Origin of the sequence: Stutzerimonas decontaminans (assembly GCF_000661915.1) — a bacterium.
GTDB classification, from domain to species: domain Bacteria; phylum Pseudomonadota; class Gammaproteobacteria; order Pseudomonadales; family Pseudomonadaceae; genus Stutzerimonas; species Stutzerimonas decontaminans.
In genome coordinates, this window is the sequence record NZ_CP007509.1 from 3,275,565 (window position 1) to 3,300,493 (window position 24,929).

The following is a 24,929-nucleotide window of genomic DNA, read 5'->3' on the forward strand; positions in this document are numbered from 1 at the left end:
CGGCACGTCCCTATTCGCCAACGGCGGTGAGTTCGCCCGCCGGAAAAGGGCTGAGCGGAAGCAGCTCACCGTGGGCGACTACCACCTCCAGCAGGCGCTCCCGTGGCAAGCCGCGCGCGCGCGCCAGCAGCAGGCGCATCACGCCGGCATGCCCGACGATCAGCATGCGCTGCCCGGCGAAGCGTTGCTGCAGCCGGGTCATGGCAGACAGAACCCTCGCCTCGAACTGCACCAGCGGCTCACCACCAGGCGGCGTAAATCCATAGGGATCGACCCAGAACAGGCCGAGCGCCTCGGCGCTGTCCTGCATCAGCTCTGCGGCGCTACGGCCTTCCCAGTCGCCAAAATGCAGCTCGCGCAAGTCAGGCTCCAGCTGCAGCGGCAGGCCGTGCTGTGCGGCCAGCTCCCGCGCGAAGGCGGCACAGCGTTGCAGTGGCGAGCTGACCAGCATGTCCCAGGGGCCGGCGGCGCAAACCGCATCGCGCATCTGCTGCCAGCCCCGCTCAGTCAGCGCATCATTGAGGCTGCCGCGAAAGCCACCGCCCTGCTCGGTCTCGCCATGGCGCAGCAGATCGATGCGCGTGATCATGCACTTCGGTCCGACACTGCGGCTTCGGCGAACGTCGCCATGTCGTTGTGCAGCGCGCAGGCCTGCTGCAACAACGGCACCGCCAGCGCCGCCCCGCTGCCCTCGCCCAGCCGCAGGCCGAGGTCGAGCAACGGCACGGCACCGAGCGCTTCCAACACTGCCAGATGGCCAGGTTCAGCGGAGCGATGGGCGAAGATCAGCCATGGCCGACATGCCGGGTTTAACCGCACCGCGCAAAGCGCTGCAGCGCTACAGATAAAGCCATCGACCAATACCGGAACCCCCAGTTGTGCGCAGCACAGGTATGCACCTACGAGAGCCGCAATCTCGAACCCGCCCAGGCGACGCAGGGCTTCGAGCGGTTCGACGCAGTGCTCGGCGTGCAGCCGAACCGCGTCCTGGATCACCTGAACCTTGTGTCGAACACCGGCCAGATCGAGCCCGGTGCCCGGCCCGACCAGCGTCAACGGCGAGCGCGGCAGCAGCACAGCGGCCAAGGCACTGGCGCTGGTGGTGTTGCCGATGCCCATTTCGCCACCGATGAACAGCTGGGCAGAGCCTTGCGCGGCACGCTGCGCGCTGTCGCGTCCGGCTGCCAGGGCCAGACGCATTTGCTCGTCACTCATCGCCGCTTCGCGAGCCAGGTTGGCCGTGCCGGGGCCAAGTCGCAAATGGCTCACGCCATCCAGTTGTAGCGGTTCCACCGTGCCCAGGTCGATCACCTCCAGCGGCGCGCCCAGGCGCTTCGACAACACGCTCAGTGCAGCCCCGCCGCCGACGAAATTGCGCAGCATCTGCCCTGTCACTGACTGCGGATAAGCCGAAACACCCTCTTCCACCACGCCGTGATCGCCGGCGAACACGCTGACATGCAGGCGCTCGACCTGCGGCCGCTCGCTGCCCTGCATGGCTGCCAGCGACACCGCCAGGGCTTCGAGCTGGCCGAGCGCGCCGCGTGGCTTGGTCAGCTGGTCCTGTCGCGCCAGAGCCTGGGCGCGCACGGACTCATCCAGCATGTGGCAAGGCTCGTTCCACCAATCGTGCATCAACTCACTTCCTTCAATCTCATGGGCAGCCCGGCGACCATGAAGCTCACCCGCTGCGCCCGTTCCGCCACGGCCTGGTGCAGCCAGCCGGCCTCGTCCACATAGCGCCGGGTCAGTTCGCCCAGCGGCACCACGCCGAGGCCTGTCTCGTTGCTGACCAGCAGGATCCGCCCCGGCAACCCGTCCAGGCATTCGAGCAGGGCATCGCGTTCCTCGGCGAGGCGCGCCGCGTCGTCCAGCATCAGCAGGTTGGTTAGCCAGAGGGTCAGACAGTCGACCAGCAGGCAGCGATTCGCGGCAGCCTGCTCGTGCAGCACCCGCGCCAGTTGTAGGGGCTCTTCGACCAGTGCCCAGTGCGCCGGGCGCCGCTCACGGTGATGGGCGATACGCCCGGTCATCTCGCCGTCCAGCGCCTGGCTGGTGGCGATATAGCTAACCGCCAGGCCGCTTTCGGCAGCCAGGCGCTCGGCAAAGCGGCTCTTGCCCGAGCGGGCGCCGCCAAGAATCAGTTCCAGCATGCTCAGTCTTCCAGCCCGCAGAGCGCGCGTAACCGCGCGATATCCAGATGTGTCTCGACCAAGTCGGCGAGGCGCTCGATGTCGCGCTCACGCAGCGCGTAGTAGTCGGCAGTTTCCACCACCTCGAGGCCTGCCCAGCGCAGCAGGGCGGCACAGGCCTCGGGGCCTTCGAACAGGCCGTGCAGATAGGTGCCGAGCACCTGCTCGTCGGCGCTGATGGCGCCATCGCAGCGGCCGTCGTCGAGCTGCACCGCTGGCTGCTCCAGGGCCGGGCCGCGGCTGACGCCGGCATGGATCTCGTAGCCGGTAACGCGGGCGCCGCCCGGCAGCAACCGGCCGGTGACGTTACGCAGCTGCTTGTCGGCTTCGAGCACGGTGGCGAAATCCAGCAAGCCGAGTCCTTCGCTGTTTCCGGCCGGGCCTTCCAACCCGAGCGGGTCGTCAATGCGCGTGCCGAGCATCTGCAAGCCACCGCAGATGCCCAGCAGCTTGCCGCCGTAGCGCAGGTGCTTGCGGATCGCCGCTTCCCAACCATTGGCACGCAGCCAGGTGAGGTCGGCGCGCACGCTTTTCGAGCCGGGCAGGATGATCAGATCGGCGGCGGAAATCGGCTGGCCGGGACCGACGAATTGCAGGTCTACCTGCGGGTGCAGGCGCAACGGGTCGAAATCGGTGTGATTACTGATCCGCGGCAGCACCGGCACCACCACCTTCAGCGCCTCGCCGGTCTTGCCGGACTGGCGCACGTCGATGGCATCCTCCGCCTCCAGATGAAAATCCATCAGATACGGCAGCACGCCCAGCACCGGCTTGCCGGTGCGCTGCTCCAGCCAATCGAGGCCGGGCTGCAACAGGGCGATGTCGCCACGAAAACGGTTGATGACGAAGCCATGCACCCGCGCCTGCTCGCTTTCCGAGAGCAATGCCAGGGTGCCGACCAGATGGGCGAACACCCCCCCCTTGTCGATATCGGCAATCAGGATCACCGGGCAGTCCACCGCCTCGGCGAAGCCCATGTTGGCAATATCGCCGGCGCGCAGATTGATCTCCGCGGGCGAGCCGGCGCCCTCGACCATCACCACGCGATAAGCCGCGGACAGCCGCTGGTGCGAGTCGAGCACCGCCTGCATCGCCACACGCTTGTAGTCATGGTAGGCGGCGGCATCCATGCTGGTCACCGCGCGACCGTGGATGATCACCTGGGCACCGATGTCGCTGTTGGGCTTCAACAGCACCGGGTTCATGTCGGTGTGCGGCGCAAGATTCGCCGCCTGCGCCTGCACCGCCTGAGCCCTGCCGATTTCGCCGCCATCGGCGGTCACCGCGCTGTTGAGCGCCATGTTCTGCGGCTTGAACGGCACCACCGCAACTCCCTGGCGTGCCAGCCAGCGGCACAGCGCGGTCACCAGCGTGCTCTTGCCGGCATCGGAGGTGGTGCCCTGCACCATCAGCGTGGTCATGGATGTTGCTCCCTGAAGGATTGCAGCGCCTGATCCAGTCGCGCCCAGCCGGCACCGGTCGGCAGGCCGAAGCGCAGGCTGGAAGGCTGAGCGAAAAGCCGCGTGAGAATGCCTCGACGGGCGAGAAATTCATGCAGCAGCGCAGCGTCGGCGCTTACCCACCACTGGAACAGTGCACAGCCACCCAACGGCGCCAGTTCGTGTCGGCGCAGCAGATCAACCAGACGCTGGCCGTCGCAGTGCAGGCATTCGCGCTGGCGCTGTTGAGCGGACTGATCAGCCAGCAGCTCGGCAGCAAGCTGCCGTGTCGGGCCGTTCACCGTCCAGGGCCCGAGCAGCTCGGCAAGCGCCCGCAGCAGGCCGGCATGAGCCAGTACGAAACCCAGTCGCGCACCAGCCAGGCCGAAGAACTTGCCAAACGAGCGCAGCACGATCAGCCCCGGCAGGTGGCTATGCTCGGCCAGGCTGTGCTGCGGCGTGCAGTCCATAAAGGCCTCGTCCACCACCAACCAGCCGCCATAGGCCGCCAGCTCGCTGCGCCATTCCAGCAGACGCTGCGGCGCGATCAGCTGGCCGGTGGGATTGTTCGGGTTGACCACCACTAGCACGTCGAGTTGATCCAGCGCACGCGGCACGCTGGCCTCGCACAGCTCGACGACCCGGTGGCCGGCGCGACGCCAGGCCTCGGCGTGTTCGGCGTAACAGGGCGATACGATGCCGACCCGCGCCAGCCCACGCAGGCGTGGCAATGCCTGGATGGCACTCTGCGAACCGGCCACCGGCAGCACCGCGCGCGCGCCGTAGTACTGTCGCGCCGAGGCTTCAAGACCATCGTCAGACTCCGGCAGACGTGTCCAGGCACAGCTGGAAACGCTCGGTAACGGCGGGTGATACGGGGCAATGCCAGTGGACAGATCCAGCCAATCCGAAAGCGGAATGCCGTAGCGCTGTGCGGCTGCGCGCAGTCGTCCACCGTGCTCAAGCATAGAGCCAGCCACCGAACAGCAGCACCAGCAGCCAGACGCCGACGCCACCCCAGACCAGGTCCAGCGCATGTTCGATATGCCGCGCCTGCGGAACCTCGCCGCGGCCCAACTCGGGCCGCGCATGCACTTCACCGTGATAGATCGCAGCACCGCCCAACACCACACCCAACGCTCCAGCCCCGGACGCCATCACCGGACCGGCGTTGGGGCTGTCCCAGAGCGGCGCCTGGGTGCGCCAGCAACGCAGCGCGCGGCGGGTGCGTCCAAGCAATGCATAGGTCAGCGCGACCAGCCGTGCCGGCAGGTAGTTGAGCACGTCGTCGATGCGCGCCGCGGCCCAACCGAAGCGCTCGAAGCGCGCGTTGCGATAGCCCCACATGGCGTCCAGCGTGTTGCTCAGGCGATACAGCACCACACCCGGCACGCCCGCGACGATGAACCAGAACAGCGCGGCGAACACCGCATCGCTGCCGTTCTCCAGCACCGACTCGGTGGCCGCACGGGCCACGCCCTCCTCGTCCAGCTGCGTGGTGTCCCGGCTGACGATCCAACCGACGCGGCGGCGTGCCTCTGGCAGATCATGCCGCCACAGCGCCTGCGCCACCGGCAGCGCATGCTCGCCCAGGCTGCGCAGACCCAGGGCCAGATAGAGCAGCACGATCTCCACCAGCCAGCCGATGCCCGGCAACAGGCTGAGCAGCCAGGCCAGCAGCGTCAGCGGTAGCACCGCCAGACACCAGGCGGTCACCCCGTGGCTGCGCCAGCCGCGCGCAGCAGCGCCGTTGAAATGCTGCTCCAGGCGATCGGCCAGGCGACCGAAGGCCACCAGTGGATGCGCCCGCTTCGGCTCTCCGAGCAGCGCATCCAGCAGCAGCGCCGCGCTAACGGTGAGGAAAAGACTCACTCGGCCCTCTGCGCGCAGGCACTGATCAGCGCATGCAGCTGGCGTACGCCGTCTGTCAGCACCGCCGGGCCGGGGTTGAGGATGTCCGGCGACTTGATCTCGTGCAGCTGGCCCGTGCGCACCGCCGGAATCGCCTGCCAGCCTGGCCGAGCGGCAACCTGCTCCGGCCGGAAGCGGCGCCCGCACCAGGAACCGACGATCAGCTCCGGCGCGCGGCGTACCACTTCCTTCGGGTCGTCGATGATCCTGTCCTTGGCACGCTTGCATGGCGCCAGCTCGGCGAAGCAGTCCTTGCCACCGGCCAGTTCGATCAGCTCGCTGACCCAGGCGATGCCGGAAATCAGCGGTTCGTTCCATTCCTCGAAGTACACCCGCGGCCGGCGCGGCAAGGCAGCGGCGCTGGCGCGGATGACGTCCAGCCCCGCCTGCAGCTCACCGATCAGCGCTCGCGCGCGCTCGCCAGCGTGCACCAGCGCACCGAGGGTCTCGATCATGCGCAGGATGCCCGCGACATCGCGCTGGTTGAACAAATGCACCTCCAGCCCCTCGCGGGCCAGCTCAGCGAGCATGTCGCCCTGCAGGTCGCTGTAGCCGAGCACCAGGTCCGGCTCGAGGGCGAGAATCTGCTCATGCTTGACGCTGGTGAAACCGCTGACCTTGGGCTTCTCCTTGCGGGCCTGCGGCGGACGCACGGTGAAGCCGGAAATGCCGACGATGCACGCCTGCTCGCCCAGCAGGTAAAGCGTTTCGCAGGTCTCGGTGGACAGGCAGACGATGCGCTGCGGCCCCTTGCTCATTTCGCCTCCCAGGCATTCTCGAAAACCAGTTCGTGCAGCGGGAGCGGCGTGGTCCAGCCTTCCAGTGCCAGCATCGGCGCCGGGTAGAACTCATGCACCGGCCCGAGACAGAGGATCGCCACCGGTTTGGCGCCATCCGGCATGCCGAGCAAGGCGGCCAGCGCGGCGGGATCGAACAGTGACACCCAGCCCATGCCCAGGCCTTCCGCCCGCGCCGCGAGCCAGAGGTTCTGGATCGCGCAGGCCAGCGAGGCGAGGTCCATCTCCGGCAGCGTGCGGCGACCGAAGATGTGCTGCTCACGGCCATCCATCAGCGCAGCGACCAGCAGCTCGGCACAATCCTCGATGCCCTCGACCTTGAGCCGCATGAACTCGGCGGAACGCTCGCCGAGCGCCTGAGCCGTGCGCTGGCGCTCCTCACCGACCAGAGCGGCGATGGCCGTGCGCAACTCGGCGCGGGTAATGCGGATAAAGCGCCACGGCTGCATCAGGCCGACGCTGGGTGCCTGATGCGCGGCGTTGAGCAGTCTCGACAGCAGCTCCGACGCCACCTCGCCGCCGGCGAAATGGCGCATGTCGCGGCGCTCACCGATGGCGCGATAGACCGCCGCGCGCTCCTGCTGGCTGAAGGCATGCACGCTCACGGCCGGAACAGCGCCGCGGCCGCCACCGGATCGGACGGCAGATAGAAGTGGATATAAGACGCCGTCAGCCGGCCATCTCGATAAACCGCTTCGGCTGTGCGCTTGTAGTTCGGGCACTCGCCGCGAGCCAGCGGCTCGAGTGGCGACTCCAGCGCGGAATGATGGAAAGTGTGGCCGCGCAGCCGCCCTTCCGGCAGTTCCACCTCCTGCAACGCCAGCGCGGTCAGACGCTTCTGCATGCGCGCCTCGCCGGGCAGCAGACCAAGCATCTGCGCGCGCTCATCGGCACGGTCAGTCAGCCCGTCGAGCAGATAGAGCATGCCGCCGCACTCGGCGAGGATCGGCTTGCCCGCCTCATGATGCGCGCGGATGGCGTCGGCCATGGCACGGTTGCGCGACAGGCCACGCAGATGCAATTCGGGATAACCGCCCGGCAGGTACAGGCTGTCGACGGCCGGCAGGCGGGCGAAGCGCAGCGGCGAGAAAAACAGCAACTCGGCGCCCAACGCTTGTAGCAGGTCGAGATTGGCCTGGTAGAGAAAGGCAAAGGCCGCATCGCGTGCGACACCGATGCGTACACCCGCCAGCAGCGGTTCGAGCGGCGCGCTGGCCGGCGCGGCGAAGCTGACCGGTGCAGGCAACTCGGTGTCCGCACTGAGCGCCAGGGCATCGGCCGCGGCATCCAGACGGGCGTCCAGATCAGCCAGTTCCTCGGCCTGCACCAGGCCCAGGTGCCGGCTTGGCAGCTCTACCTCGACGCTGCGCGGCAGGGCGCCGTACCAGCGGATCGCCTGCGGAAGGCTGTCGCGCAGAATCTCGCCGTGCCGGGCGCTGCCGACCCGATTGGCCAGCACGCCATCGAACGGCAGGTCCGGCTGGAAGCTGCTCAACCCATGCGCCATTGCGCCGAAGGTTTGCGCCATGGCCGAGCCGTCGATCACCGCCAGCACAGGAACGCCGAAGCGCCGCGCCAGATCCGCCGCCGAGGGCGAACCATCGAACAGGCCCATCACGCCTTCGATCAGGATCAGGTCGGCCTCGCCCGCCGCTTCCCAGAGCAGGCGCCGCGACTCCTCTTCGCCAACCATCCACAGATCGAGCTGATAGACCGGCTTGCCGCTGGCACGCGCGAGGATCATCGGGTCGAGAAAGTCCGGTCCGCACTTGAACACCCGTACGCGCTTGCCCTGCCGCGCATGCAAACGCGCCAGAGCCGCAGTGACGGTGGTCTTGCCCTGGCCGGAAGCAGGTGCGGCGATCAACAGCGCCGGGCAGTTTCTACTGGTCATCGCGGTCTCTCATCAGCATCGTAGGGTGGATGACGCTTCACCCATCCACCGACCACGCCGATGGTGGATGAAACAGACGTCATCCACCCTATGCAACGGTCCGTGAATGTCTTGAGCGCTGGCATCAAAATTCGACGCCTTTCTGCGCCTTCACGCCGGCCTTGAACGCATGCTTGACCAACGCCATCTCGGTGACGGTGTCCGCCGCCTCGACCAGACCCGGCGGGGCGCCGCGGCCGGTGACCACCACGTGCTGCAACAGCGGCCGCGACTCGATGTCGGCGAGCACCGGCGCCAGCTCCAGGTAGCCGTACTTCAGGGCGATGTTCAGTTCGTCGAGCACCACCAGGCCGATCTCGGGATCGGCCAGCAGCTCGGCTGCGACCGCCCAGGCTTCGCGGGCCTTGGCGATGTCACGCTGGCGATCCTGGGTTTCCCAGGTGAAGCCCTCGCCCATCACGTGGTAGCGCACCTCGTCCGGGAAGCGCCGGAAGAATGCCTCCTCGCCGGTGCTGGCCGCGCCCTTGATGAATTGCACCACGCCGACCTTGATGCCATGGCCGAGCGCACGCGCGACCATGCCGAAGGCGGAACTGCTCTTGCCCTTGCCGTTACCGGTGTGCACCAGCAGCAGGCCGTACTCGTCCTGCGCCTCGGCAATCTTCTCGTCGATCAGCGCCTTCTTGCGCTGCATGCGCGCCTTGTGGCGATCATCGCGCTCGCTCGATTCGCTCATGCCCGGGCCTCGTCACGCTGCCCGACCCAGGCGCGCAGACCGGCGAACAGCAGCGCGGCGACGCCGACATACAGCGCCAGGGTCGACAGGTAGCGCGGGTAGTAGGTGGCGATTCGGTCGGCCAGCAACATCAGGCTCGGCTCGGGGTAGCGCCCGGAGAAATAGAGGAAGCCGCCGCCGGAGAACAGGTAGCAGACGAAGGCACTCGCCATCACGCACAGCGCCAGGGTCGCCAGGCTGCTCAGCTGGTCACGATGCCAACGAGCGTAGAGCCGGCCGCCCAGCCACAGCGAACCGTACGCCGGCACCAGCATCCAGTAGGCCGGCGACATGCACCAGTCGCTGACACCGGCCCACTGGATGGCGGCGAAATCCAGTAGCGAAGCCTCGAGAAACAGTGCCGGAAACACCCACTTCGGCCGCACCAGCACACCGGCGAGGAAGAACACGGCCCAGGATGCGCTCGGCAGGTTCACGCTGGCGAAGTGCTGTCCGCGGGTCATGGCCAACAGCGCAGCGAGCGCGAGGCCCACCAGCAGCTGGTATCTCGGGGCAAGCTTGATCATTGCAATCTCCTTGATGCGGCGCGCGGGACGTCCGCGCGCCTTCGGGTTCACAGCGCCTGGTAGCGCACGGTCAGGTAAGCGGCCTGTCCGGGCTGGTTGTAGCCCTCGGCGGTCTCAAAGTCGGCGTCGAGCAGATTGGCGACGCGTGCCTGCAGGCGCCATTCAGGGGTGATGCGGTACTCGCCGCGCAAATCGAGGGTGGCGTAACCGGACAGCTCCTTGGTATTGGCGAGGTCGTCGTAGCGCTGCCCCTCGGCGTGCAGGCTGGCGCCGACGCTGAAGGCACCGAGCCGGCGGTCGAGGTCGAGGTTGAACAGCTGCTTGGCCCGGCGCGCCAGTTCGTTGCCACGGTTGGCGCCCGCAGAGCGGTTCTCCGGCTCCAGCAGGCTGTAGTTGGCATTCCAGTCCCAGCCCAGCAATTGGCTGCCGAGCACCAGCTCGACGCCACGGATACGCGCTTCCTGCACGTTGGCCGGTGCGGAAATGCTGGCGTCATAGGCGATGAGGTCATCCACCACGGTGCGATAGGCATTCACCGCCCAGTGGCCCCAGCCATGCTGGCCGGCGAGGCCGACCTCGAGGCTCTCGGAGGTTTCCGCATCCAGCTCAGGATTGCCGTAGTTGGGGTAATACAGCTCGTTGAAGGTCGGCGCCTTGAATGCCGTGCCATAGCTGACGGTGCCGCGCAACCAGTCGGTCAGCGCGTAGCCGTAGCCGATGTTGCCGGTGTGGTGCTGGCCGAACTGCTCGTTGTCGTCACGACGCAGCGACAGCTGCCAGTCATGGCGGCCGACCTCGCCCAGGTACTGAGCGAAATAGCCGTCGTTGTCTCGCGAGTCCTCGGCGTACTCCGTGGTGCCGTTGACCTCGTCGCGCTGGTGGTCGGCACCCAGGATCAGCGTATGCCCCGCGGCCAGCTCGATATCGTTCTGCCAGCTGAACGTGTCGCGACGGCTGTCGAAGCGTGAATAGAACTGTCCGTCCTGATAGGCATCGGATTTGTCCTCGCTACGCCCGGCCTGCAGCGTCACCAGCCAGGGCTCCAGCGGACTGAAGCGCGCACGGGTGCCGAAGACCCTCGACTCGCCATCGGCATTGGCGCCGAAGCCGGACGTGCGAGCCCGGTTCACGCTGTCGTAATCGTTGTGCGACTTGGCCTGCAGCAGGTTCGCGTCCAGCTCCAGGCCGTTGTCGAAGCGGTAGCCGGCGCTCAGCGTCGCTGACAGGTTGCGATAGCCGTCGGCGTCGTTTTCGTAGCCACTGGTGCCTGCCGACTTGACGTTGATGCCGTCGGTATCCGAACCGCTGACGCCCAGGCTGTACCAGCCACGACCGTCACCACCGGAAACGCCGGCGCTGCCGCTGTAGGTGTCGTGGGTGCCGTAACCGGCCGAGAAGAACGGCTTGACGCCCTGCCCCTCGCCCTTGCGGGTGAAGATCTGGATCACCCCGCCGATGGCTTCCGAGCCATACAGGCTGGAACGTGGGCCGAGTACGACTTCGATGCGCTCGATCAGCTCCAGCGGCAGGTCCTGCAGTGCGGCACCGCCGGCAGTCACCGAACCGATCTTGATGCCGTCGATCATCACCAGCACATGATCGGATTCGGTGCCGCGCATAAAGAGCGAGGTGGACTTGCCAGGCCCACCGTTGTTGCTCAGCGAAACGCCGGGAACCTGCTTGAGCAGCTCGGGCAACGAACTCGCCTGGCTGCGCTCGATGCGCTCACGGTCGATCACGGTCACCGCAGCGAGGCTTTGCTGAGCCGTCTGTGCGGTGCGGGTGGCGGTCACCACCTGTTGCTGGAGATCCAGCGGGGCCGCGGCCAGTTGGCCAATGGAAAAGGGGGAAATGCCGAGCAACACATAGGCCGCTGGCTTGAAACGGGGCTTGCCAATCAAGGTTCAGGTCTCCGTCGTGCCCACCCGCACGACTGAAAGTCGACGAAGACAGACGGAGGAACAGCAAAGAGAAGTGAATATCGAACGATATGCACCCGCCCAGCGCCCGCCGCACTGTCAGTGAATGCGACAGGCCGGTCTCCGGGCTTGCGAGCGTACGCCTTGCAGCGTTCCGAAACCGCGCCTTCCCATGCGTGAGCACAGTGGCTGTTACGGTTTCTCAACTCGCCTACCGTTGCGGGGGCAGCGCCGGAATCTTCGTGAGAATGGACCGGCTTCCCTGTTTCACCCCCTCTTCGACGAGGGGGCACCTGAGGCGACGCGGAGGTTAGTCCAAGGCCGGGCGTGACGCAACCGCAGGGTTGTCGCAGCGCTCTGCAATTTCCGCTTGCATCTCGCCACTCGGAACGGCGGACGCCGAAAGGCTTCGAATGCAACAATGCCAGCAATCAGCCAGGACCCATATCCGACGCCCATGACCAGCATCGTGCAGATTTCCGACACCCATTTCGGCACCGAACAAGCCAGCGTGGTTCAGGCGCTGGAAGATCATATACGCGAACACAGCGCCGACCTGCTGGTGTTCTCCGGCGACATTACCCAACGCGCCCGCCGCGGCCAGTTCGCCAGTGCCGCCGCCTTCGTGCAACGGGTGGAAGCCAATGGCGTCGGCGATACGCTGGTAATTCCAGGCAATCACGACATCCCGCTGTACAACCTCTTCGCCCGCCTGTTCACGCCCTACGGCAACTACCGGCGGCACTTCGGCGATGAGCTGGAGCCGGTGTTCGAGAACGACGACGTGCTGGTGGTCGGCCTCAACACCACCCATCCGCGCCGGCACAAGGACGGCGTGGTGACGGCGCGGCAGGTGGAGCGGGTGGCGCAACGGCTGGCCGATGGCGATCCACGCAAGATTCGCATCGTCGTAGCCCACCAACCGTTCGGCGCGATGGTGCCGAGCGATCTGCGCAACCTGCAGCACGGCGCCGAACCCGCGCTGCAGCGCTGGGCCGAGCACGGGCTGGATCTGGTCATGGGCGGGCACATCCACCTGCCCTACGTGCTGCCGCTGTCCAAACAGTACGCCGGCCTCGCGCGGGAGATCTGGATGGTGCAGGCGGGCACCACACTCTCGACCCGCCTGCGCGGCACCTCACCGAACTCTTTCAACCGGCTGAAATTGCATCCGGGCGAAGAGAAGAAGGTCTGCGTCGAGCGCTGGGATCTGCTCGACGACCGCTTCGTACTGGGTTCGCACTTCAACCTGAGCTGGTAGCGCGGCAGCGCCATCAGCCCATCGACAGGCCGATCAGGTATACCCCGGCGAAGCCGATGTTGAAGGCAATGAACAGGTAGAGCATGTGCCGCAGGTAGCTGCCAAAGGTCAGCCCCGGCACCTTGCTCATGGCGACGATGCCAGCCGCCGAGCCGATCACCAGCAGCGAACCGCCGACGCCGACCGCATAGGTCAGCACCATCCACTCGGCGACGCCCATTTCCAGTCCGGACTTGAGCAGCGCGGCGGTCAGCGGCACGTTATCGATCGCCGCGGACATCACCCCCATCAGGTAGTTGGCCATCACGGCGGGCACCTGGTCATAGATATGTACCAGCCCGTCGAGCACGCGGATTTCCTTGAGCATGCCCACCAGCAGGAGGATGCCGAGGAAGAAGAACAGGGTCTCGAACTCCACCTGCCGCACGTACTCGAGAATCGGATCGGAGTCGTTGTCGTCGCTGAAGAAGCGCGCCACCAGAAACATCACCGAGAGGCCGGCGAGGAAGGTCAGTACAGGCGGAATCTGGAACAGGAAGTTGCCAACGATGGTGCTGAGAATGGTGCAGAGGAAGATCAGCGCAATCGCCACGTCCACGCCACGTACATCGTTGCGCTGGCCCTGTACGGCCACCTCCCCCTTCATACCGATCGACAGCATGGCAGCTAGCACCATGACCGCGACGAAGGCCGGTACCGCCAGCACCAACAGCTGGAGGATCGCTACCTTGCCAGCGAGGAAGATCATCAGCGTGGTGACGTCGCCGGTAATCAGCGCCACGCCACCGGAGTTGACGGAGAAGACCACCAACGTGGCGAACTTGATGGTCTTCGCCCGATCCAGCTGCAGCGAAAGGATCAGCGTGATGGAGACCAGCGTCGCGGTGATGTTGTCGGCGAGCGACGAGAACACGAAGCAGAAGGTCGCAGTGAGGAACAGTAACGCTCGTTCGCTGATCCGCCGCGGCAGCACAAGGTAGATCAGGTTCTCGATCATGCCTTTCTTGTTCAGGTAGGCAACGAAGGTCATCGCCGCCACTAGGAATATCCACAATCCGGCAATTTCGGCGATGTTCTCGTTCAGGCTTTCCAGCACGGCTTCCCGCGCTTCGCCCATCGGCGTGAAGATGAACAGCAGCAGCCAGGCCAGGGTGCCGAAGAACAGCGTCACCTTGGCCTTGTTTACATGGGTAATTTCTTCAAGCACGACACCAAGCAGTGCCGCCACCGCCAGCGCGATGAGCACGTACGTCAGCAACTCAGGCATAACTCACCTAATGGAGAAGTAAGGAAAGGGGTTTGTGCACAGCGGGCTGCGCACGGAAGGAAATTGGGCAGCGCATGGTAGCCAAACGCAGAGATGAGCGGAATCACCGCATGTCAAACGCAGAGTATTTCAGAATGTGAATAACGCTAACGAAGCGCTGTCGGTCACGAGGCTAGAAGAGCCTCCACTCAGGGATTGCGTGCAAGCTGCTCGTGATCGAGCACCCGCTTCGCGCCCAGATAGTTTTTCTGCCAGTAACTGGCGGCGAGGCTGTCCAGGCGAACCGTGCCGCCCGAGGACGGCGCGTGGACGAAGCGATCCTGTCCAACGTAGATACCGGCATGGCTGACACGACGGCCACCGCTGGTGGCAAAGAACACCAGATCACCCGGCTGCAGCGCATGACGGCGCACGGCCGGGCCGCGCAGATTGCTCATTTCCTGAGTGGTGCGAGGAAGGTTGATGCCGGCAGCGCCGCGATAGACATAGCCGATCAGGCCGCTGCAATCGAAACCACTGTCGGGCGTGTTGCCGCCCCAGCGGTACGGCGTGCCGACCAAGCCGAGCGCACTGAAAAGTACATCCTCGGCAACACCTGGCATGGGGTGAGAGGTAGCGGGTTCCTGAATAACTGGCGGCGCCGGTGGCTGACCGGCACAGGCGGCCAGCAGCGCAAAGAGGACAACAAGCGTGAGACGGGCCAGGTAGTGCATCGCAGAGCGGTCCAGGCAAATGAGCCATCACTCTGCCGGCATGCGGGGGAAGACGCAACCCCCGCAGATCGCCGGATCAACGCTGGGCGGTGTGTGGTGTCAGGTCCGAAGCCAATGCCAGAACACGCTTGGCTTCCATGTAACTGGCGCGCCAGTACTTGTCGTCCAGGCTGTCTACACGAACGCCACCGCTGCGACTGCTGGAAGCGTGGATGAACTGGTCATCGCCGATATAGATTCCGGCGTGGCTGACCCGGCCACGGCCACGGTTGTTGAAGAACACCACGTCACCCGGCTCCAGCTCGTTACGCTTGACCACCGGCGCGTCGAGGTTGATCAGCTCGCGGGTCGAGCGTGGCAGCTTGAGGCCGGCTTCCTTGCGGAACAGGAAGCCGACGAAGCCGCTGCAGTCGAAACCGCTCTTCACCGAGCTGCCGCCGTAGCGATACGGGGTGCCGACAAGGGTGAAGCCGCGCTCGAGGATGCTATCGGCCAGCTGCGGCAGCTGGTAATCGTGCTCATCAGTAAGCTCGGCCAGCGACTCTTCCTCGCTCTTGTCGAGCGCATCGAAGTCGAATCCAGCCAGGGGGTGATGTTGCGACAGACGAGGCGCATTGGCTTGCTGCTCGGTCTGTACCGGCTGACCGGCACAGGCGGTCAGCAGGGCGATAAGTGCGAGAGGCACGAGGGGTGCGAAGCGTTGGCGCATGGGCACGACCGTGTCGTTGATTTCAAAGTGCCGGCGACTATGCCCGCTATCGCTTCGATGATCAAATTCAATCGGACGAAATGTGACCGGCTGCCTGCGACAAAACGTCTGCGGTCCGTTCTTCAGCCGGAGTTCGATTCAGCCTGATCGCTGGACGCTGCGCTCTGGACGCGGCGCAGCCCGAAGATGGCGCCGAGCACATTATTCCCCTTGAGCTGGTGAACCACCGCAACTGCCACGTGGCCGTACCAGTAGAGCCACAGCAATTGGCCGAAGAATTTGTGCTGCAGTGTATAGCGCGTGAAGGCCATCCCGTCCGCCGGCGGCCCGACATGCCCTGGCGGAATCATGGCGAACATGATCATGCCAGTGACTGCGCAGCCGCTCAGCGCCAGCAGCCCGAGGCCATGCACAAAGCTCGAAAGCCCCGCCGCGGGCCGCTGGCCTGCAGACGACCGCGCAACAGGCCAAACCCTTCGCGCAGCACCAGCAGCCGGCCGGCACGCCCCCAGGGGAACAGGCGCTGAAGATCATAAACGGCGTAGCTATAGAGCCAGAACAGCAACACGATGAGCGCCGTCAGTGCACCAAGCAGGCGATGCCAGGGAAACAGGTACTGACTGCCAGGGTCGGACATCCACAGACTACTGAACTGCTGAAAACAAGCGGTCAGCGCAATGGCCCAGTGCAGCAGGCGCGTTTTGATATCCCAACCAGCAGTCATGCCTGCGCGGCCCGCTCAGCAACCGCACCGCTCGGCGGGCTTCTGCTCGACTGCACAGCTGGCCGCGCCACAGCCAGGCGAGCTTTGCGAATCGTTTCGCAGATAATCGGCCATCTGCGCAAGCGCCTGCTCGAGGCGATCTCGCAGACTGGCGTCCATCGGCGTGTCCGCCAAGGCCCTGCGCATGCAGAACATCCACTGGTCCCGCTCGGATTCTCCGATTCGGAAGAAGCGATGCCTGACGCGCAAGCGCGGGTGTCCGTGCTTTTCGATAAAGCGGGAAGGCCCGCCCAGCCAACCGGATAGGAAGTCGAAGAGCCGCTCACGGATCTCCGTGGTGTCGTCGCCATGCATGTCGCGCACCACCCGGACATCTGGCTCGCTGAGCATTACGTCATACAGACGGTCGACCAGCTGTCGCAGCGGCCCATCCCCGCCCAGCTGTTGGTAGGGAGTGAGATCAAGGGAAGTATTCAAAACATTACCTCTTGCGTGAGTCATGGCACCCGGCTGCCACCTCTAAAACTGCGCCTGCCACAGGATCAGGTAACCCAGCCCCATCAGCGGCCAGCCAATCAGCGGATGAAACAGCAGGCGCCATAGCCAATGGTGGGGCAGGAAACCAACGCCATGCACAAAGCCCACAGAAATGCCCAACATCACCAGCATCAGTTGCGGATGGCTGTAACCGCCCTGCCCGTCCAACATTGCTGCCGGATGGATCAGCAACACCAGCGCCAGCGGCGCTGCCAGCAGCAATGACAGCACGCGACTGGCCGACCCGTAGAACCGCCTGTGCGCGATGCTGCTCACGGCTCGGCGTCCAGATCCTGTGTGGCCTCCAGCCACAGCGCATTGATGATGCCGAAGCTGCAGGCCAGCAGCACACCGAGAATCCAGGTGAAGTACCACATAGTCGTTTCTCCTTGGGGCGAAGCGGGCGCAGACGGCCCGCTTGCTCATTCAGTACAGGCCGTGAGGGTTGGCTTCGATGGTCTTCTGATTGATCCGGCCCCACATGCGGATGTAGCTCCACAGCGTGTAGCAGAGAATCAGCGGCACGAAGATGCAGGCCACGACGAACATGATGCCCAGGGTCTTTTTGCTCGAAACCGCATCCCAGATGGTCAGGCTCGACGCGGGATCAAGGCTCGACGGAAAGACGAAGGGAAACAGCGCGAAGCCGGCCGTGCAGATGCTGCCGACGATCATCAGACTGGTTCCGACGAAGCTGACCCCACCACTGTTGCGGCTGGAGCCGAGCAGGGCCAGCAGTGCACCGACGATCCCGGCGACTGGCGCGATCAGCATGATTGGATAGCGGCTGTAGTTGCCCAGCCAGCCAGCGTTATCCTGTGCGACCTGCTTATCCAGCAATGGATTGAGTGCCGCGCCCGGATCGGTGACCGACAATTGTGTGAAGCCCTGAATCCCCAGCGCCAGCCACAGGCCAGCGGCGACGAAACCAAGCAGGAACACCAGTGCACACAGGCGAGTGGCCTGCCGCGAGCGCTCGGCCAGGGCGCCGTCGGTGCGCAACATCAGCCAGGCGCCACCGTGGGCGCTAAGCATGCTCAGACTGACGATGCCGCACAGCAGCGCGAACGGGTTGAGCAACGCGAAGAAGGAGCCCTGGTAGGTAGAGCGCATCAGCTCATCCAGCTGGAACGGCAGGCCGAGGAACAGATTGCCGAAGGCCACACCGAAAACCAGCGCCGGCACCGCCCCACCGACGAATAGCGCCCAGTCCCATGCGCTGCGCCAGCGGGGGTCTTCCACCTTGCTGCGATAGTCGAAGCCCACCGGCCGGCAGAACAGCGCGAACAGCACCAGCAGCATCGCCCAGTACAACCCGGAAAAGGCCACCGCGTAGACCATTGGCCAGGCGGCGAACAACGCCCCGCCGGCCGTGATGAACCACACCTGATTGCCATCCCAGTGCGGAGCGATGGTATTGATCGCCGCGCGCCGCTCGTGGTCGGTCTTGCCGACGAAGGGCATCAGCGCCATGGCGCCCATATCGAAGCCATCGGTCAGGGCGAAGCCGATCAGCAGCACGCCGATCAGCACCCACCAGATGAGCTTGAGAACCTCGTAATCGAACATCTCGTTTACCTCACACGGCGGTAGGTTCAGTAGGGGCGTCTTTGCTAACTGCCGGCCTGGTGACTGCATCACGGAGCCGCTGTACCTGATTGGCGGCAGCCGTCTCGAGCTCGAAGTGATAGCGCCCGGTATGCAGGCTGCTTGGGCCGAGCCGTGCGAAGCGGATCATCAGGAACATCTCGATCACCAGCAGCAGGCTGTAGAAGGCCACCAGGGCGATCAGCGAGCCCCAAATATCCCCTGCGGCCAGCGTAGATGTGGACAAGTGGGTCGGCAGCACCTCGGCGATCGACCAGGGCTGACGACCATGCTCGGCGACGTACCAGCCGGTTTGCGCGGCAATCCACGGCAGCGGCAGGCTGAACAAGGCGAACTTCAGCAACCAGGGCTTGGTCTCGGCATTGCGCTTGATCGAGGCCCAGCTCGCCAGGGCGAACAGCACCAGCATGAGGAAGCCGGCAGCGACCATCACGCGGAAGGTCCAGAACAGGCTAAACACATTGGGAATGGTATCCAGCGCAGCCAGCTTGATCTGCTCCTCGCTGGCATCGACCACATCCGCGGTGTACTTCTTCAGCAGCAGGCCGTAACCCAGGTCCTGCTTGACCTCGTTGAACGCGGCGATGGCTTCGGCCGACTTGTCGCCGCTACGCAGCACCTGCAGCCGCTCGTAGGCGAGCATGCCGTTGCGGATGCGCAGCTCGTGCTCGGCGATCAGCTGCTTGATGCCCTTGACCTCCTCGTCCACCGAGCGCGTGGCGATCAGCCCCAACGCGTAGGGAATCTTCACCTCGTAGTCGGTGCGCATCTCCTGCTGATTGGGCAGGCCGAACAGGGTGAAGCCTGCAGGCGCCGGGTGGGTTTCCCACTCGGCCTCGATGGCGGCCAGCTTGACCTTCTGCACGTCACCGATCTCGTAGCCGGACTCGTCGCCGAGGATGATCACTGAGATGGTCGAGGCCAGGCCGAACACCGCGGCGATGGCGAACGACCGGCGAGCGAAGCCCAGGTCGCGCTTCTTCAACAGATAGAAGGAAGAAATCGCCAGCACGAAGATCGCACCGGTGACGTAGCCGGCCGAAACGGTGTGGACGAACTTGACCTGCGCCACCGGGTTGAACAGCAGCGCGCCGAAATCCACCAGCTCCATGCGCATGGTTTCGAAGTTGAACTCCGAGCCGACCGGGTTCTGCATCCAGCCATTGGCGATGAGGATCCACAGCGCCGAGAGATTCGAACCCAGCGCCACCAGCCAGGTCACCGCGAGGTGCTGCACCCTGGAGAGCCGATCCCAGCCGAAGAAGAACAGGCCGATGAAGGTGGATTCGAGGAAGAACGCCATCAGCCCTTCGATGGCCAGCGGCGCACCGAAGATGTCACCGACATAGTGGCTGTAGTAGGCCCAGTTGGTGCCGAACTGGAACTCCATGGTCAACCCGGTGGTGACGCCCAGAGCGAAGTTGATGCCGAACAGCTTGCCCCAGAACTTGGTCATGTCCTGATAGACCTGCTTGCCGGTCATGACATAGACCGATTCCATGATGGCCAGCAGAAAGGCCAGCCCCAGGGTCAACGGCACGAAGAGAAAGTGATACATCGCCGTCATGGCGAATTGCAGGCGTGATAGATCGACAACGCTTTCCGAGATCATCTCGGCCCTCCCTCGGGGTTCGAACCCCGCGAATCAAGCAAATGGTCGGCAACGCGCACCGAACCGTTCTCGGGAATGCTGGGAGCATCGAACCAGACGTTTTTTATAATCATGAGGATCGCGACCTTGACCAGCACTACCAGCACGACGTCTCGCCTGAGCGATGACTTGAACATGCCTACCTCCTTGCGTGACTACCCGAGCACCTGGCACTCGGGCAGCATGAGCGATTGAAGGCCCCCTTTGGGGTGGGGCCGAAATCCCGGCGTGACTGCCTGGACTCAATCGCTCTGCCTCGAACCCACCCGTGGAAGCGCTGCTCGGATTCGAGGCAATCAAAGTGTCCCGCCAGGTCTGCAGCCCGACAACTGCGACAACCCGCCTCACCCGCCAAAAGCAGCGATCGAAGATTTGCCGCCTCACTTGCAGAGCGTAGCTGCAGGCGCGGCAAACGCTGGCCGCAACGCCACGCACAGAGGTAATTGCGGCGTCCTGTCGCACTCATGGCACACGCAACCAACGACGAAACCCGTTGCCCGCGGTGCTCGACATCGGGCTCCAGGCGAAGTCCCATGGCGCCGGCGGCAACTCCTCTGCCTCGGCGGCGAGCGGTCGTCCGCCCTGCCGCACCCGCGGCTTCCAGTCGAACACATGCTCGCTGCTGCCGCGCCAGCCAAGCACGATGCCGATTGCCGGACTGTCATCGCTGGCGACCCAGCGCGCCGCGGCGGCGAGCATCATGGCCTCGATATGCTCCGGCTCGATCAGGTCGCGGTATCCGGAAGCCAGCAACCAGCGGCAGACGCTGAGGTGGAAGGTCCAGTCCAGCGCTAGCTGACAGCCATAGGCCCAGGTCATGAACTGGCGGAAGATCGCCAGCCCATCGGGAGGGTCGAGCTTGAGCAGCTGCGGGCAGACGTCGAACAGAGCGTGCCAGTACGGCAAGAGCTTGGCGTCCAGATGGACGAAGTTTCGGGCGTTGCTGGGATAGTCCGGGAAGGGCAGCCGGTAGCTGACGCGGCTATCGGCGCGGGTGAATCGTTCCATCATAGTCATGGTGAAAAGCCCCTGGATTGACGGTGTCGTCGGAAAGCTCCGACCGTTGGCCATCCTGTTCGCCGCTACGCGGCAGCAGGACGAGCGAGATACGTCAACGGGGGCTCAGGGGGCGCGCGGGTTTAGGGCCGGCCAATGGTGGCGCGGGCCATGGCGCTCAAGCGGTGGTGGCGGCGTCGCGTTTGCCGTTCGACGGCCCAGCCAGGCCAGAGCGAACAGCACTACGATCGCGAGAAAGACCGAACTGCACAGCGGGCAGTCGAGGGCATGTTGCGACAAGTCGTGGGCGTCGGAGGGCAGCGCAGCGATGCTTGTGCCGCCATCATCACCAGTCACGCAGAAAGCGTCCTGCCCCATGGCCAGCCCGAAGCCCACGTGAGTGGCATGGTTCAGACTGCAGACAAAAGCATTGAGCAGGATGCAGGTGAGAAGCACCCATACGATCTGCGCACGCTTGTCTTTGATGATGGTCATGTTTCGACTTTACACCGCGCGCGTCACAACGGCGCTGCGCTAAACCGTCGCAGCCCCCTCAATGGTTGACGGTAAACGCCAGCATTGCCGACAACTGACAAAGCGGGCGGCCGCTTTCGGCGTGCCACCGGTTGAACGCCGCCTGTACCGCCGCCTGATCACGTTGACTGCTGGGCACCTTGTCGACGATGTGCTGCGCCTTGAGGGCGGCGACCACGTCATTGCTGGGGACGAAGGTGTCCTTGCCCGCCATGCGCAACAGCCGCGGCGCCGATAGGCCGCCGAGCTGACTGCCATGTTTGGCCAGGTAGCGCCACAGGCCGACGATATCGCTGCTCGGCCAGTCGGCCAGCAGGTTGCCGAAGCTCCCCTTTTCCTTGGCCACATCGAGCACGAATTGCGCGTTGCGCGGCACGCTCTTCAGCTTGCCGAGATGGCGGATCAGCCGGGTGTCCTGCATCAGTCGTTCGATGTGCTCGCCCATCAGCACCACCTTTTCCGGATCGAAGCCGAAGAAGGCCTGCTCGAACGCCGGCCACTTGGCATCCACCAGGCTGTGCTTGAGGCCGGCACGGAAGATGCGCAGGCTGATCAGCGAGAGGTAGCGATCATCCGAAACGCTACGCAACTCATCGGCACTGTTCGGTTGCGGCAGCCGTGCCTCCAGTGCCGCGGACGAGCCGAAGCGGTTGAGGCAGTATTCGTGCAGCCATTTGTAGTCATGCATGGTTCAGATCCGATGGTGACGGCAGCGGCACAGGGTGCCGGTGACGAGCCAGCCCCGCAAGCCCATCGCCGAGGCCGCTCCATCTGAGCCACGAGCGTTTGGGGCCGGGCTGGTCAGCCTCCGCGAATGCGCATGCCTGCGTTTACTGGAGGCTGGCGTGGGATCGATGGACACTCCGTGGATAAAGCCCGTAGCGTCTCCACACGTAGGGGGAGCCGATGGTGGACAAGCTTCGCGTTGTCCACCCTACAAGCAGAACGTCATTCGCGTGCGAGCCCGCTCTAACGTTGCAGCGGGCTCCACGTATCAGCCGCGCAGGCTTTGTGCCGCCTGCCGCAGCATTTGCTCAGTGGCCGTCCAGCCCAGGCAGCCGTCGGTGATCGACACGCCGTAGCGCAACTCACCGGACAGCGGCTGGCAGCCATCGAACAGGTGGCTTTCGAGCATTACACCGCGCAGGCTAGCGTCGCCGGCCAGGCGCTGTGCGATGACCGACTCCAGCACTTCTGGCTGGCGCAGCGGATTCTTGCCGCTGTTGGCATGACTGCAATCGACCATGATGCGCGGCGCGATGCCCTGCTTCTCCAGCGCGCGACGAGCAGCAGCGACACTGTCCGCGTCGTAGTTGGGTGCGCCATGGCCGCCGCGCAGGACCAGGTGGGTATCCGGATTGCCACGGGTCTGCAACAGCGCTGGGTGGCCGAGGTCGTCGATGCCGAAGTGCTGGTGCGGATGTTCCGCTGAACGCATGGCGTCGCAGGCGATGCCCAGGCCGCCATCGGTGCCATTCTTGAAGCCCACCGGCAGGTCCAGCCCGCTGACCAGCTCACGATGAATCTGCGATTCACTGGTACGCGCACCAATCGCGGCCCAGCCGAGCAGATCGTCGAAGTACCCGGCAGCCATCGGCTGCAACAGCTCGGTGGCGATGGGCAGGCCGGTCTCAAGAACATCCAGCATCAGGCGGCGCGACAGGTGCAACCCCTCGGCCATGTTGCCGCTGCCGTCCAGGTGCGGGTCGTAGACCAGGCCTTTCCAGCCGACCGTAGTGCGCGGCTTTTCCACATAGGCACGCATCACCAGCAGTAGCTGGTCGCTGACTTCGGGCGCGAGCGCGGCGAGACGCTCGGCGTACTCGAGCGCGGCGACAGGATCGTGCAGGGAACAGGGCCCGACGACGACCAGCAGGCGCGGGTCGCGGCCATCGAGCACCGCGCGGATGGCGTTGCGGTCGTTATGGATGCGTGCGGCAAGGGCGTCGCTCAAGGGCAGACGCTGGCGCAGAACGGCGGGGCTGGGCAGCGGCTGCGCGCTGCGGCGGGCGACGCTGGCTTCGGCGGTGGCGGCGGGTTGTTTGGCAAGTACGGTGGCGGATGCATTCATGATCTGGCGGTTCCTTCAGCCGGCGCGGGTAGTCCGCAGCGGCGCTAGTCGGGTGTTCGTTCGCGTGATGTCTGTTCGGCGTCGAAGCGGCTAAATCGCCAGTCGTAGCGGTAATAACGATCAGTGCGGTAAGTGGTCATGCTGTATTCCTCGTTGCGTTGGGCCATTCGTGGCCGAAAAACAAAACCCCCGGTCGGGTGGCCGACCGGGGGTTCGAAAACTGCTCTGGTGGCGACCCTGCTTGCTAGGGCGCCTGTGGGGTATCAGGCGCGCCTGTGGCTAAACCAATACCCAAAGTAATAACCAGCGGCTGCAACCCGCTGCCCACGACCGGCCGCGACGCGAATGGCGCCGGCATCGGATACGTTCAGGGCTACAGGGTTGAGGGACATGCTGATCTCCAGAAGATGGTCGAACCATACTCCGCCGAGACGGCCGCTTTCAACCGGCACGGCAAAAGAAAGTGGCTGGCTCGGCTGAGTGCGCCCAATTACAGGCTCATCACATCGACGAAGCGCGGCGTGGCGCTGTCGTCGATACGCAGGCTCTTGAAATCGAACAGGTTGCGGTCGGCCAGTTGCGAAGGCACTACGTTCTGCAGCGCGCGGAACATGATTTCGGTGCGCCCTGGCGACTTGCGCTCCCACTCCTGCAGCATTTCCTTGACCACCTGGCGCTGCAGATTTTCCTGCGAACCACAGAGGTTGCACGGGATGATCGGAAACTCCTTCATCTTCGAATACGCCTCGATGTCCGCCTCGTTGCAATAGGCCAGCGGGCGGATCACCACGTTGCGTCCATCGTCGGAGAGTAGCTTGGGCGGCATGGCCTTCAGCGTGCCGCCGTAGAACATGTTGAGGAAGAACGTTTCCAGGATGTCGTCGCGATGATGCCCGAGCGCCATCTTGGTCGCGCCGATCTCGTCGGCGAAGGTGTACAGCGTGCCGCGGCGCAGGCGCGAGCACAGCGAGCAGGTGGTCTTGCCTTCCGGGATCTTCTCCTTCACCACCGAGTAGGTGTCCTTCTCGATGATGTGATACTCGACGCCGATGGACTTCAGGTACTCGGGCAGAACGTGCTCGGGGAAGCCGGGCTGCTTCTGGTCCATGTTCACGGCAACGATCTCGAACTTGATCGGCGCGACCTTCTGCAGATAGAGCAGCACGTCGAGCATGGTGTAGCTGTCCTTGCCGCCAGACAGGCAGACCATGACCTTGTCGCCGTCCTCGATCATGTTGAAATCGGTGACGGCCTCGCCGGCCAGGCGGCGCAGGCGCTTCTGCAGTTTGTTCTGGTTGACCGAGAGGTTGCCCATGTCAGGTGTCCGGGTGAGATGCGAAAGGCGCGCATTTTACGCGCAAAGCACGCCTGGCCGCAGCCCGTTCGCCGCCTGCGCCGATGTGA

General features: G+C 64.8%; 29 protein-coding genes and 1 riboswitch. Of the genes, 1 reads left to right on the top strand and 28 read right to left on the bottom strand.

The genetic code is table 11. The features are described 5' to 3' along the window. Window positions 1–10: 10 nt before the first annotated feature. The 12 genes from cobC to btuB form a co-directional block, all read right to left on the bottom strand. Window positions 11–589, bottom strand: a complete 579-nt coding sequence (gene cobC, locus UIB01_RS14975) for an alpha-ribazole phosphatase family protein (protein ID WP_038662129.1) — start codon at window positions 587–589, stop codon at window positions 11–13. Continuing rightward, the gene (cobT, locus tag UIB01_RS14980) at window positions 586–1,635 is read right to left on the bottom strand and encodes a nicotinate-nucleotide--dimethylbenzimidazole phosphoribosyltransferase (protein ID WP_038662132.1); all 1,050 of its coding nucleotides are present in this window, start codon (window positions 1,633–1,635) and stop codon (window positions 586–588) included. Before cobT ends, cobC begins: the two co-directional genes overlap by 4 nt. Next, window positions 1,635–2,153 carry a bifunctional adenosylcobinamide kinase/adenosylcobinamide-phosphate guanylyltransferase gene (cobU, locus tag UIB01_RS14985; RefSeq protein ID WP_038662135.1) on the bottom strand — a complete coding sequence of 173 codons (519 nt, stop codon included), beginning with the start codon at window positions 2,151–2,153 and terminating at the stop codon, window positions 1,635–1,637. Before cobU ends, cobT begins: the two co-directional genes overlap by 1 nt. A 2-nt stretch (window positions 2,154–2,155) precedes the next feature. Further along, the gene (locus tag UIB01_RS14990) at window positions 2,156–3,613 is read right to left on the bottom strand and encodes a cobyric acid synthase (RefSeq protein WP_038662138.1); all 1,458 of its coding nucleotides are present in this window, start codon (window positions 3,611–3,613) and stop codon (window positions 2,156–2,158) included. After that, window positions 3,610–4,599: a threonine-phosphate decarboxylase CobD gene (cobD, locus tag UIB01_RS14995; protein WP_038662141.1), complete on the bottom strand. Its 990-nt coding sequence runs from the start codon at window positions 4,597–4,599 to the stop codon at window positions 3,610–3,612. The genes UIB01_RS14990 and cobD overlap by 4 nt, the downstream gene beginning before the upstream one ends. Continuing rightward, window positions 4,592–5,503 (bottom strand): adenosylcobinamide-phosphate synthase CbiB, encoded by a 912-nt coding sequence (cbiB, locus tag UIB01_RS15000; protein ID WP_038662144.1) that lies wholly within the window; start codon window positions 5,501–5,503, stop codon window positions 4,592–4,594. The genes cobD and cbiB overlap by 8 nt, the downstream gene beginning before the upstream one ends. Next, window positions 5,500–6,300 carry a cobalamin-binding protein gene (locus UIB01_RS15005; RefSeq protein WP_038662147.1) on the bottom strand — a complete coding sequence of 267 codons (801 nt, stop codon included), beginning with the start codon at window positions 6,298–6,300 and terminating at the stop codon, window positions 5,500–5,502. Before UIB01_RS15005 ends, cbiB begins: the two co-directional genes overlap by 4 nt. Beyond that, window positions 6,297–6,944 (bottom strand): 5,6-dimethylbenzimidazole synthase, encoded by a 648-nt coding sequence (bluB, locus tag UIB01_RS15010; protein WP_038662150.1) that lies wholly within the window; start codon window positions 6,942–6,944, stop codon window positions 6,297–6,299. Before bluB ends, UIB01_RS15005 begins: the two co-directional genes overlap by 4 nt. After that, on the bottom strand, window positions 6,941–8,233 hold the full coding sequence (locus UIB01_RS15015) for a cobyrinic acid a,c-diamide synthase CobB (protein WP_038662154.1): 1,293 nt from the start codon (window positions 8,231–8,233) through the stop codon (window positions 6,941–6,943). Before UIB01_RS15015 ends, bluB begins: the two co-directional genes overlap by 4 nt. Window positions 8,234–8,357: 124 nt before the next feature. Further along, on the bottom strand, window positions 8,358–8,969 hold the full coding sequence (gene cobO / locus UIB01_RS15020; protein ID WP_015277758.1) for a cob(I)yrinic acid a,c-diamide adenosyltransferase: 612 nt from the start codon (window positions 8,967–8,969) through the stop codon (window positions 8,358–8,360). Beyond that, window positions 8,966–9,535 carry a hypothetical protein gene (locus UIB01_RS15025; RefSeq protein WP_038662158.1) on the bottom strand — a complete coding sequence of 190 codons (570 nt, stop codon included), beginning with the start codon at window positions 9,533–9,535 and terminating at the stop codon, window positions 8,966–8,968. Before UIB01_RS15025 ends, cobO begins: the two co-directional genes overlap by 4 nt. Window positions 9,536–9,582: 47 nt before the next feature. Further along, window positions 9,583–11,436, bottom strand: coding sequence for a TonB-dependent vitamin B12 receptor (gene btuB, locus UIB01_RS15030; RefSeq protein WP_038662161.1), 1,854 nt, complete (start codon window positions 11,434–11,436; stop codon window positions 9,583–9,585). A gap of 115 nt (window positions 11,437–11,551) precedes the next feature. Then, window positions 11,552–11,766, bottom strand: a riboswitch (cobalamin riboswitch). Window positions 11,767–11,911: 145 nt separating this feature from the next. On the opposite strand from btuB, the gene UIB01_RS15035 reads away from it, so the two are divergent. Next, window positions 11,912–12,715, top strand: coding sequence for a metallophosphoesterase family protein (locus UIB01_RS15035; protein WP_038662163.1), 804 nt, complete (start codon window positions 11,912–11,914; stop codon window positions 12,713–12,715). A 13-nt stretch (window positions 12,716–12,728) separates the two neighbouring features. Here UIB01_RS15035 and nhaD read toward each other — a convergent pair whose 3' ends face one another. The 16 genes from nhaD to ttcA all read right to left on the bottom strand — a co-directional run bounded on the left by nhaD (window position 12,729) and on the right by ttcA (window position 24,840). Next, window positions 12,729–13,982, bottom strand: coding sequence for a sodium:proton antiporter NhaD (gene nhaD, locus UIB01_RS15040; protein ID WP_038662166.1), 1,254 nt, complete (start codon window positions 13,980–13,982; stop codon window positions 12,729–12,731). 188 nt (window positions 13,983–14,170) lie between these two features. Next, entirely contained in the window at window positions 14,171–14,695 is a 525-nt protein-coding gene (locus UIB01_RS15045; protein WP_038662170.1) for a C40 family peptidase, read from the bottom strand. Window positions 14,696–14,771: 76 nt separating this feature from the next. Further along, window positions 14,772–15,404 (bottom strand): C40 family peptidase, encoded by a 633-nt coding sequence (locus UIB01_RS15050; protein ID WP_038662172.1) that lies wholly within the window; start codon window positions 15,402–15,404, stop codon window positions 14,772–14,774. A gap of 122 nt (window positions 15,405–15,526) precedes the next feature. Then, on the bottom strand, window positions 15,527–15,769 hold the full coding sequence (locus UIB01_RS15055) for a hypothetical protein (protein ID WP_155268712.1): 243 nt from the start codon (window positions 15,767–15,769) through the stop codon (window positions 15,527–15,529). 20 nt (window positions 15,770–15,789) lie between these two features. Continuing rightward, a complete protein-coding gene (locus UIB01_RS15060; RefSeq protein WP_038662180.1) occupies window positions 15,790–16,128 on the bottom strand; it encodes a cytochrome b/b6 domain-containing protein in 339 nt (112 codons plus the stop codon). A 15-nt stretch (window positions 16,129–16,143) separates the two neighbouring features. Further along, complete coding sequence (locus UIB01_RS15065) at window positions 16,144–16,605, bottom strand: group II truncated hemoglobin (protein ID WP_219807507.1); 462 nt, start codon at window positions 16,603–16,605, stop codon at window positions 16,144–16,146. Window positions 16,606–16,647: 42 nt separating this feature from the next. Beyond that, window positions 16,648–16,941: a cyd operon YbgE family protein gene (locus tag UIB01_RS15070; RefSeq protein WP_038662183.1), complete on the bottom strand. Its 294-nt coding sequence runs from the start codon at window positions 16,939–16,941 to the stop codon at window positions 16,648–16,650. Further along, window positions 16,938–17,042, bottom strand: coding sequence for a cytochrome bd-I oxidase subunit CydX (cydX, locus tag UIB01_RS22835; protein ID WP_003292563.1), 105 nt, complete (start codon window positions 17,040–17,042; stop codon window positions 16,938–16,940). Before cydX ends, UIB01_RS15070 begins: the two co-directional genes overlap by 4 nt. A gap of 49 nt (window positions 17,043–17,091) precedes the next feature. Continuing rightward, window positions 17,092–18,234 (bottom strand): cytochrome d ubiquinol oxidase subunit II, encoded by a 1,143-nt coding sequence (gene cydB, locus UIB01_RS15080; protein WP_038662188.1) that lies wholly within the window; start codon window positions 18,232–18,234, stop codon window positions 17,092–17,094. A gap of 10 nt (window positions 18,235–18,244) precedes the next feature. Continuing rightward, on the bottom strand, window positions 18,245–19,885 hold the full coding sequence (locus UIB01_RS15085) for a cytochrome ubiquinol oxidase subunit I (protein WP_038662192.1): 1,641 nt from the start codon (window positions 19,883–19,885) through the stop codon (window positions 18,245–18,247). Next, complete coding sequence (cydP, locus tag UIB01_RS15090; RefSeq protein ID WP_038662196.1) at window positions 19,882–20,061, bottom strand: cytochrome oxidase putative small subunit CydP; 180 nt, start codon at window positions 20,059–20,061, stop codon at window positions 19,882–19,884. The genes UIB01_RS15085 and cydP overlap by 4 nt, the downstream gene beginning before the upstream one ends. Window positions 20,062–20,386: 325 nt before the next feature. Continuing rightward, window positions 20,387–20,941, bottom strand: a complete 555-nt coding sequence (locus tag UIB01_RS15095) for a putative natural product biosynthesis protein (protein WP_038662199.1) — start codon at window positions 20,939–20,941, stop codon at window positions 20,387–20,389. A gap of 105 nt (window positions 20,942–21,046) precedes the next feature. Continuing rightward, window positions 21,047–21,415, bottom strand: coding sequence for a DUF2946 domain-containing protein (locus UIB01_RS15100; RefSeq protein WP_038662202.1), 369 nt, complete (start codon window positions 21,413–21,415; stop codon window positions 21,047–21,049). Between the two features lie 58 nt (window positions 21,416–21,473). Further along, complete coding sequence (locus UIB01_RS15105) at window positions 21,474–22,142, bottom strand: DNA-3-methyladenine glycosylase I (protein ID WP_038662204.1); 669 nt, start codon at window positions 22,140–22,142, stop codon at window positions 21,474–21,476. A gap of 306 nt (window positions 22,143–22,448) precedes the next feature. Beyond that, window positions 22,449–23,525, bottom strand: a complete 1,077-nt coding sequence (locus tag UIB01_RS15110) for a 3-deoxy-7-phosphoheptulonate synthase (RefSeq protein WP_038662206.1) — start codon at window positions 23,523–23,525, stop codon at window positions 22,449–22,451. A 490-nt stretch (window positions 23,526–24,015) separates the two neighbouring features. Beyond that, window positions 24,016–24,840 carry a tRNA 2-thiocytidine(32) synthetase TtcA gene (gene ttcA / locus UIB01_RS15115; RefSeq protein WP_015277775.1) on the bottom strand — a complete coding sequence of 275 codons (825 nt, stop codon included), beginning with the start codon at window positions 24,838–24,840 and terminating at the stop codon, window positions 24,016–24,018. Window positions 24,841–24,929 lie beyond the last annotated feature (89 nt).

Excerpts from the sequence above, each read along its gene's own strand:
- cobC (WP_038662129.1), bottom strand. The coding sequence starts at position 589 with ATGATCACGCGCATCGATCTGCTGCGCCATGGCGAGACCGAGCAGGGC.
- cobT (WP_038662132.1), bottom strand. The coding sequence starts at position 1,635 with ATGCACGATTGGTGGAACGAGCCTTGCCACATGCTGGATGAGTCCGTG.
- cobU (WP_038662135.1), bottom strand. The coding sequence starts at position 2,153 with ATGCTGGAACTGATTCTTGGCGGCGCCCGCTCGGGCAAGAGCCGCTTT.
- UIB01_RS14990 (WP_038662138.1), bottom strand. The coding sequence starts at position 3,613 with ATGACCACGCTGATGGTGCAGGGCACCACCTCCGATGCCGGCAAGAGC.
- cobD (WP_038662141.1), bottom strand. The coding sequence starts at position 4,599 with ATGCTTGAGCACGGTGGACGACTGCGCGCAGCCGCACAGCGCTACGGC.
- UIB01_RS15005 (WP_038662147.1), bottom strand. The coding sequence starts at position 6,300 with ATGAGCAAGGGGCCGCAGCGCATCGTCTGCCTGTCCACCGAGACCTGC.
- UIB01_RS15015 (WP_038662154.1), bottom strand. The coding sequence starts at position 8,233 with ATGACCAGTAGAAACTGCCCGGCGCTGTTGATCGCCGCACCTGCTTCC.
- cobO (WP_015277758.1), bottom strand. The coding sequence starts at position 8,969 with ATGAGCGAATCGAGCGAGCGCGATGATCGCCACAAGGCGCGCATGCAG.
- UIB01_RS15025 (WP_038662158.1), bottom strand. The coding sequence starts at position 9,535 with ATGATCAAGCTTGCCCCGAGATACCAGCTGCTGGTGGGCCTCGCGCTC.
- UIB01_RS15035 (WP_038662163.1), top strand. The coding sequence starts at position 11,912 with ATGACCAGCATCGTGCAGATTTCCGACACCCATTTCGGCACCGAACAA.
- nhaD (WP_038662166.1), bottom strand. The coding sequence starts at position 13,982 with ATGCCTGAGTTGCTGACGTACGTGCTCATCGCGCTGGCGGTGGCGGCA.
- UIB01_RS15045 (WP_038662170.1), bottom strand. The coding sequence starts at position 14,695 with ATGCACTACCTGGCCCGTCTCACGCTTGTTGTCCTCTTTGCGCTGCTG.
- UIB01_RS15050 (WP_038662172.1), bottom strand. The coding sequence starts at position 15,404 with ATGCGCCAACGCTTCGCACCCCTCGTGCCTCTCGCACTTATCGCCCTG.
- UIB01_RS15055 (WP_155268712.1), bottom strand. The coding sequence starts at position 15,769 with ATGATCATGTTCGCCATGATTCCGCCAGGGCATGTCGGGCCGCCGGCG.
- UIB01_RS15060 (WP_038662180.1), bottom strand. The coding sequence starts at position 16,128 with ATGACTGCTGGTTGGGATATCAAAACGCGCCTGCTGCACTGGGCCATT.
- cydX (WP_003292563.1), bottom strand. The coding sequence starts at position 17,042 with ATGTGGTACTTCACCTGGATTCTCGGTGTGCTGCTGGCCTGCAGCTTC.
- cydB (WP_038662188.1), bottom strand. The coding sequence starts at position 18,234 with ATGTTCGATTACGAGGTTCTCAAGCTCATCTGGTGGGTGCTGATCGGC.
- UIB01_RS15085 (WP_038662192.1), bottom strand. The coding sequence starts at position 19,885 with ATGATCTCGGAAAGCGTTGTCGATCTATCACGCCTGCAATTCGCCATG.
- cydP (WP_038662196.1), bottom strand. The coding sequence starts at position 20,061 with ATGTTCAAGTCATCGCTCAGGCGAGACGTCGTGCTGGTAGTGCTGGTC.
- UIB01_RS15095 (WP_038662199.1), bottom strand. The coding sequence starts at position 20,941 with ATGACTATGATGGAACGATTCACCCGCGCCGATAGCCGCGTCAGCTAC.
- UIB01_RS15100 (WP_038662202.1), bottom strand. The coding sequence starts at position 21,415 with ATGACCATCATCAAAGACAAGCGTGCGCAGATCGTATGGGTGCTTCTC.
- UIB01_RS15105 (WP_038662204.1), bottom strand. The coding sequence starts at position 22,142 with ATGCATGACTACAAATGGCTGCACGAATACTGCCTCAACCGCTTCGGC.
- UIB01_RS15110 (WP_038662206.1), bottom strand. The coding sequence starts at position 23,525 with ATGAATGCATCCGCCACCGTACTTGCCAAACAACCCGCCGCCACCGCC.
- ttcA (WP_015277775.1), bottom strand. The coding sequence starts at position 24,840 with ATGGGCAACCTCTCGGTCAACCAGAACAAACTGCAGAAGCGCCTGCGC.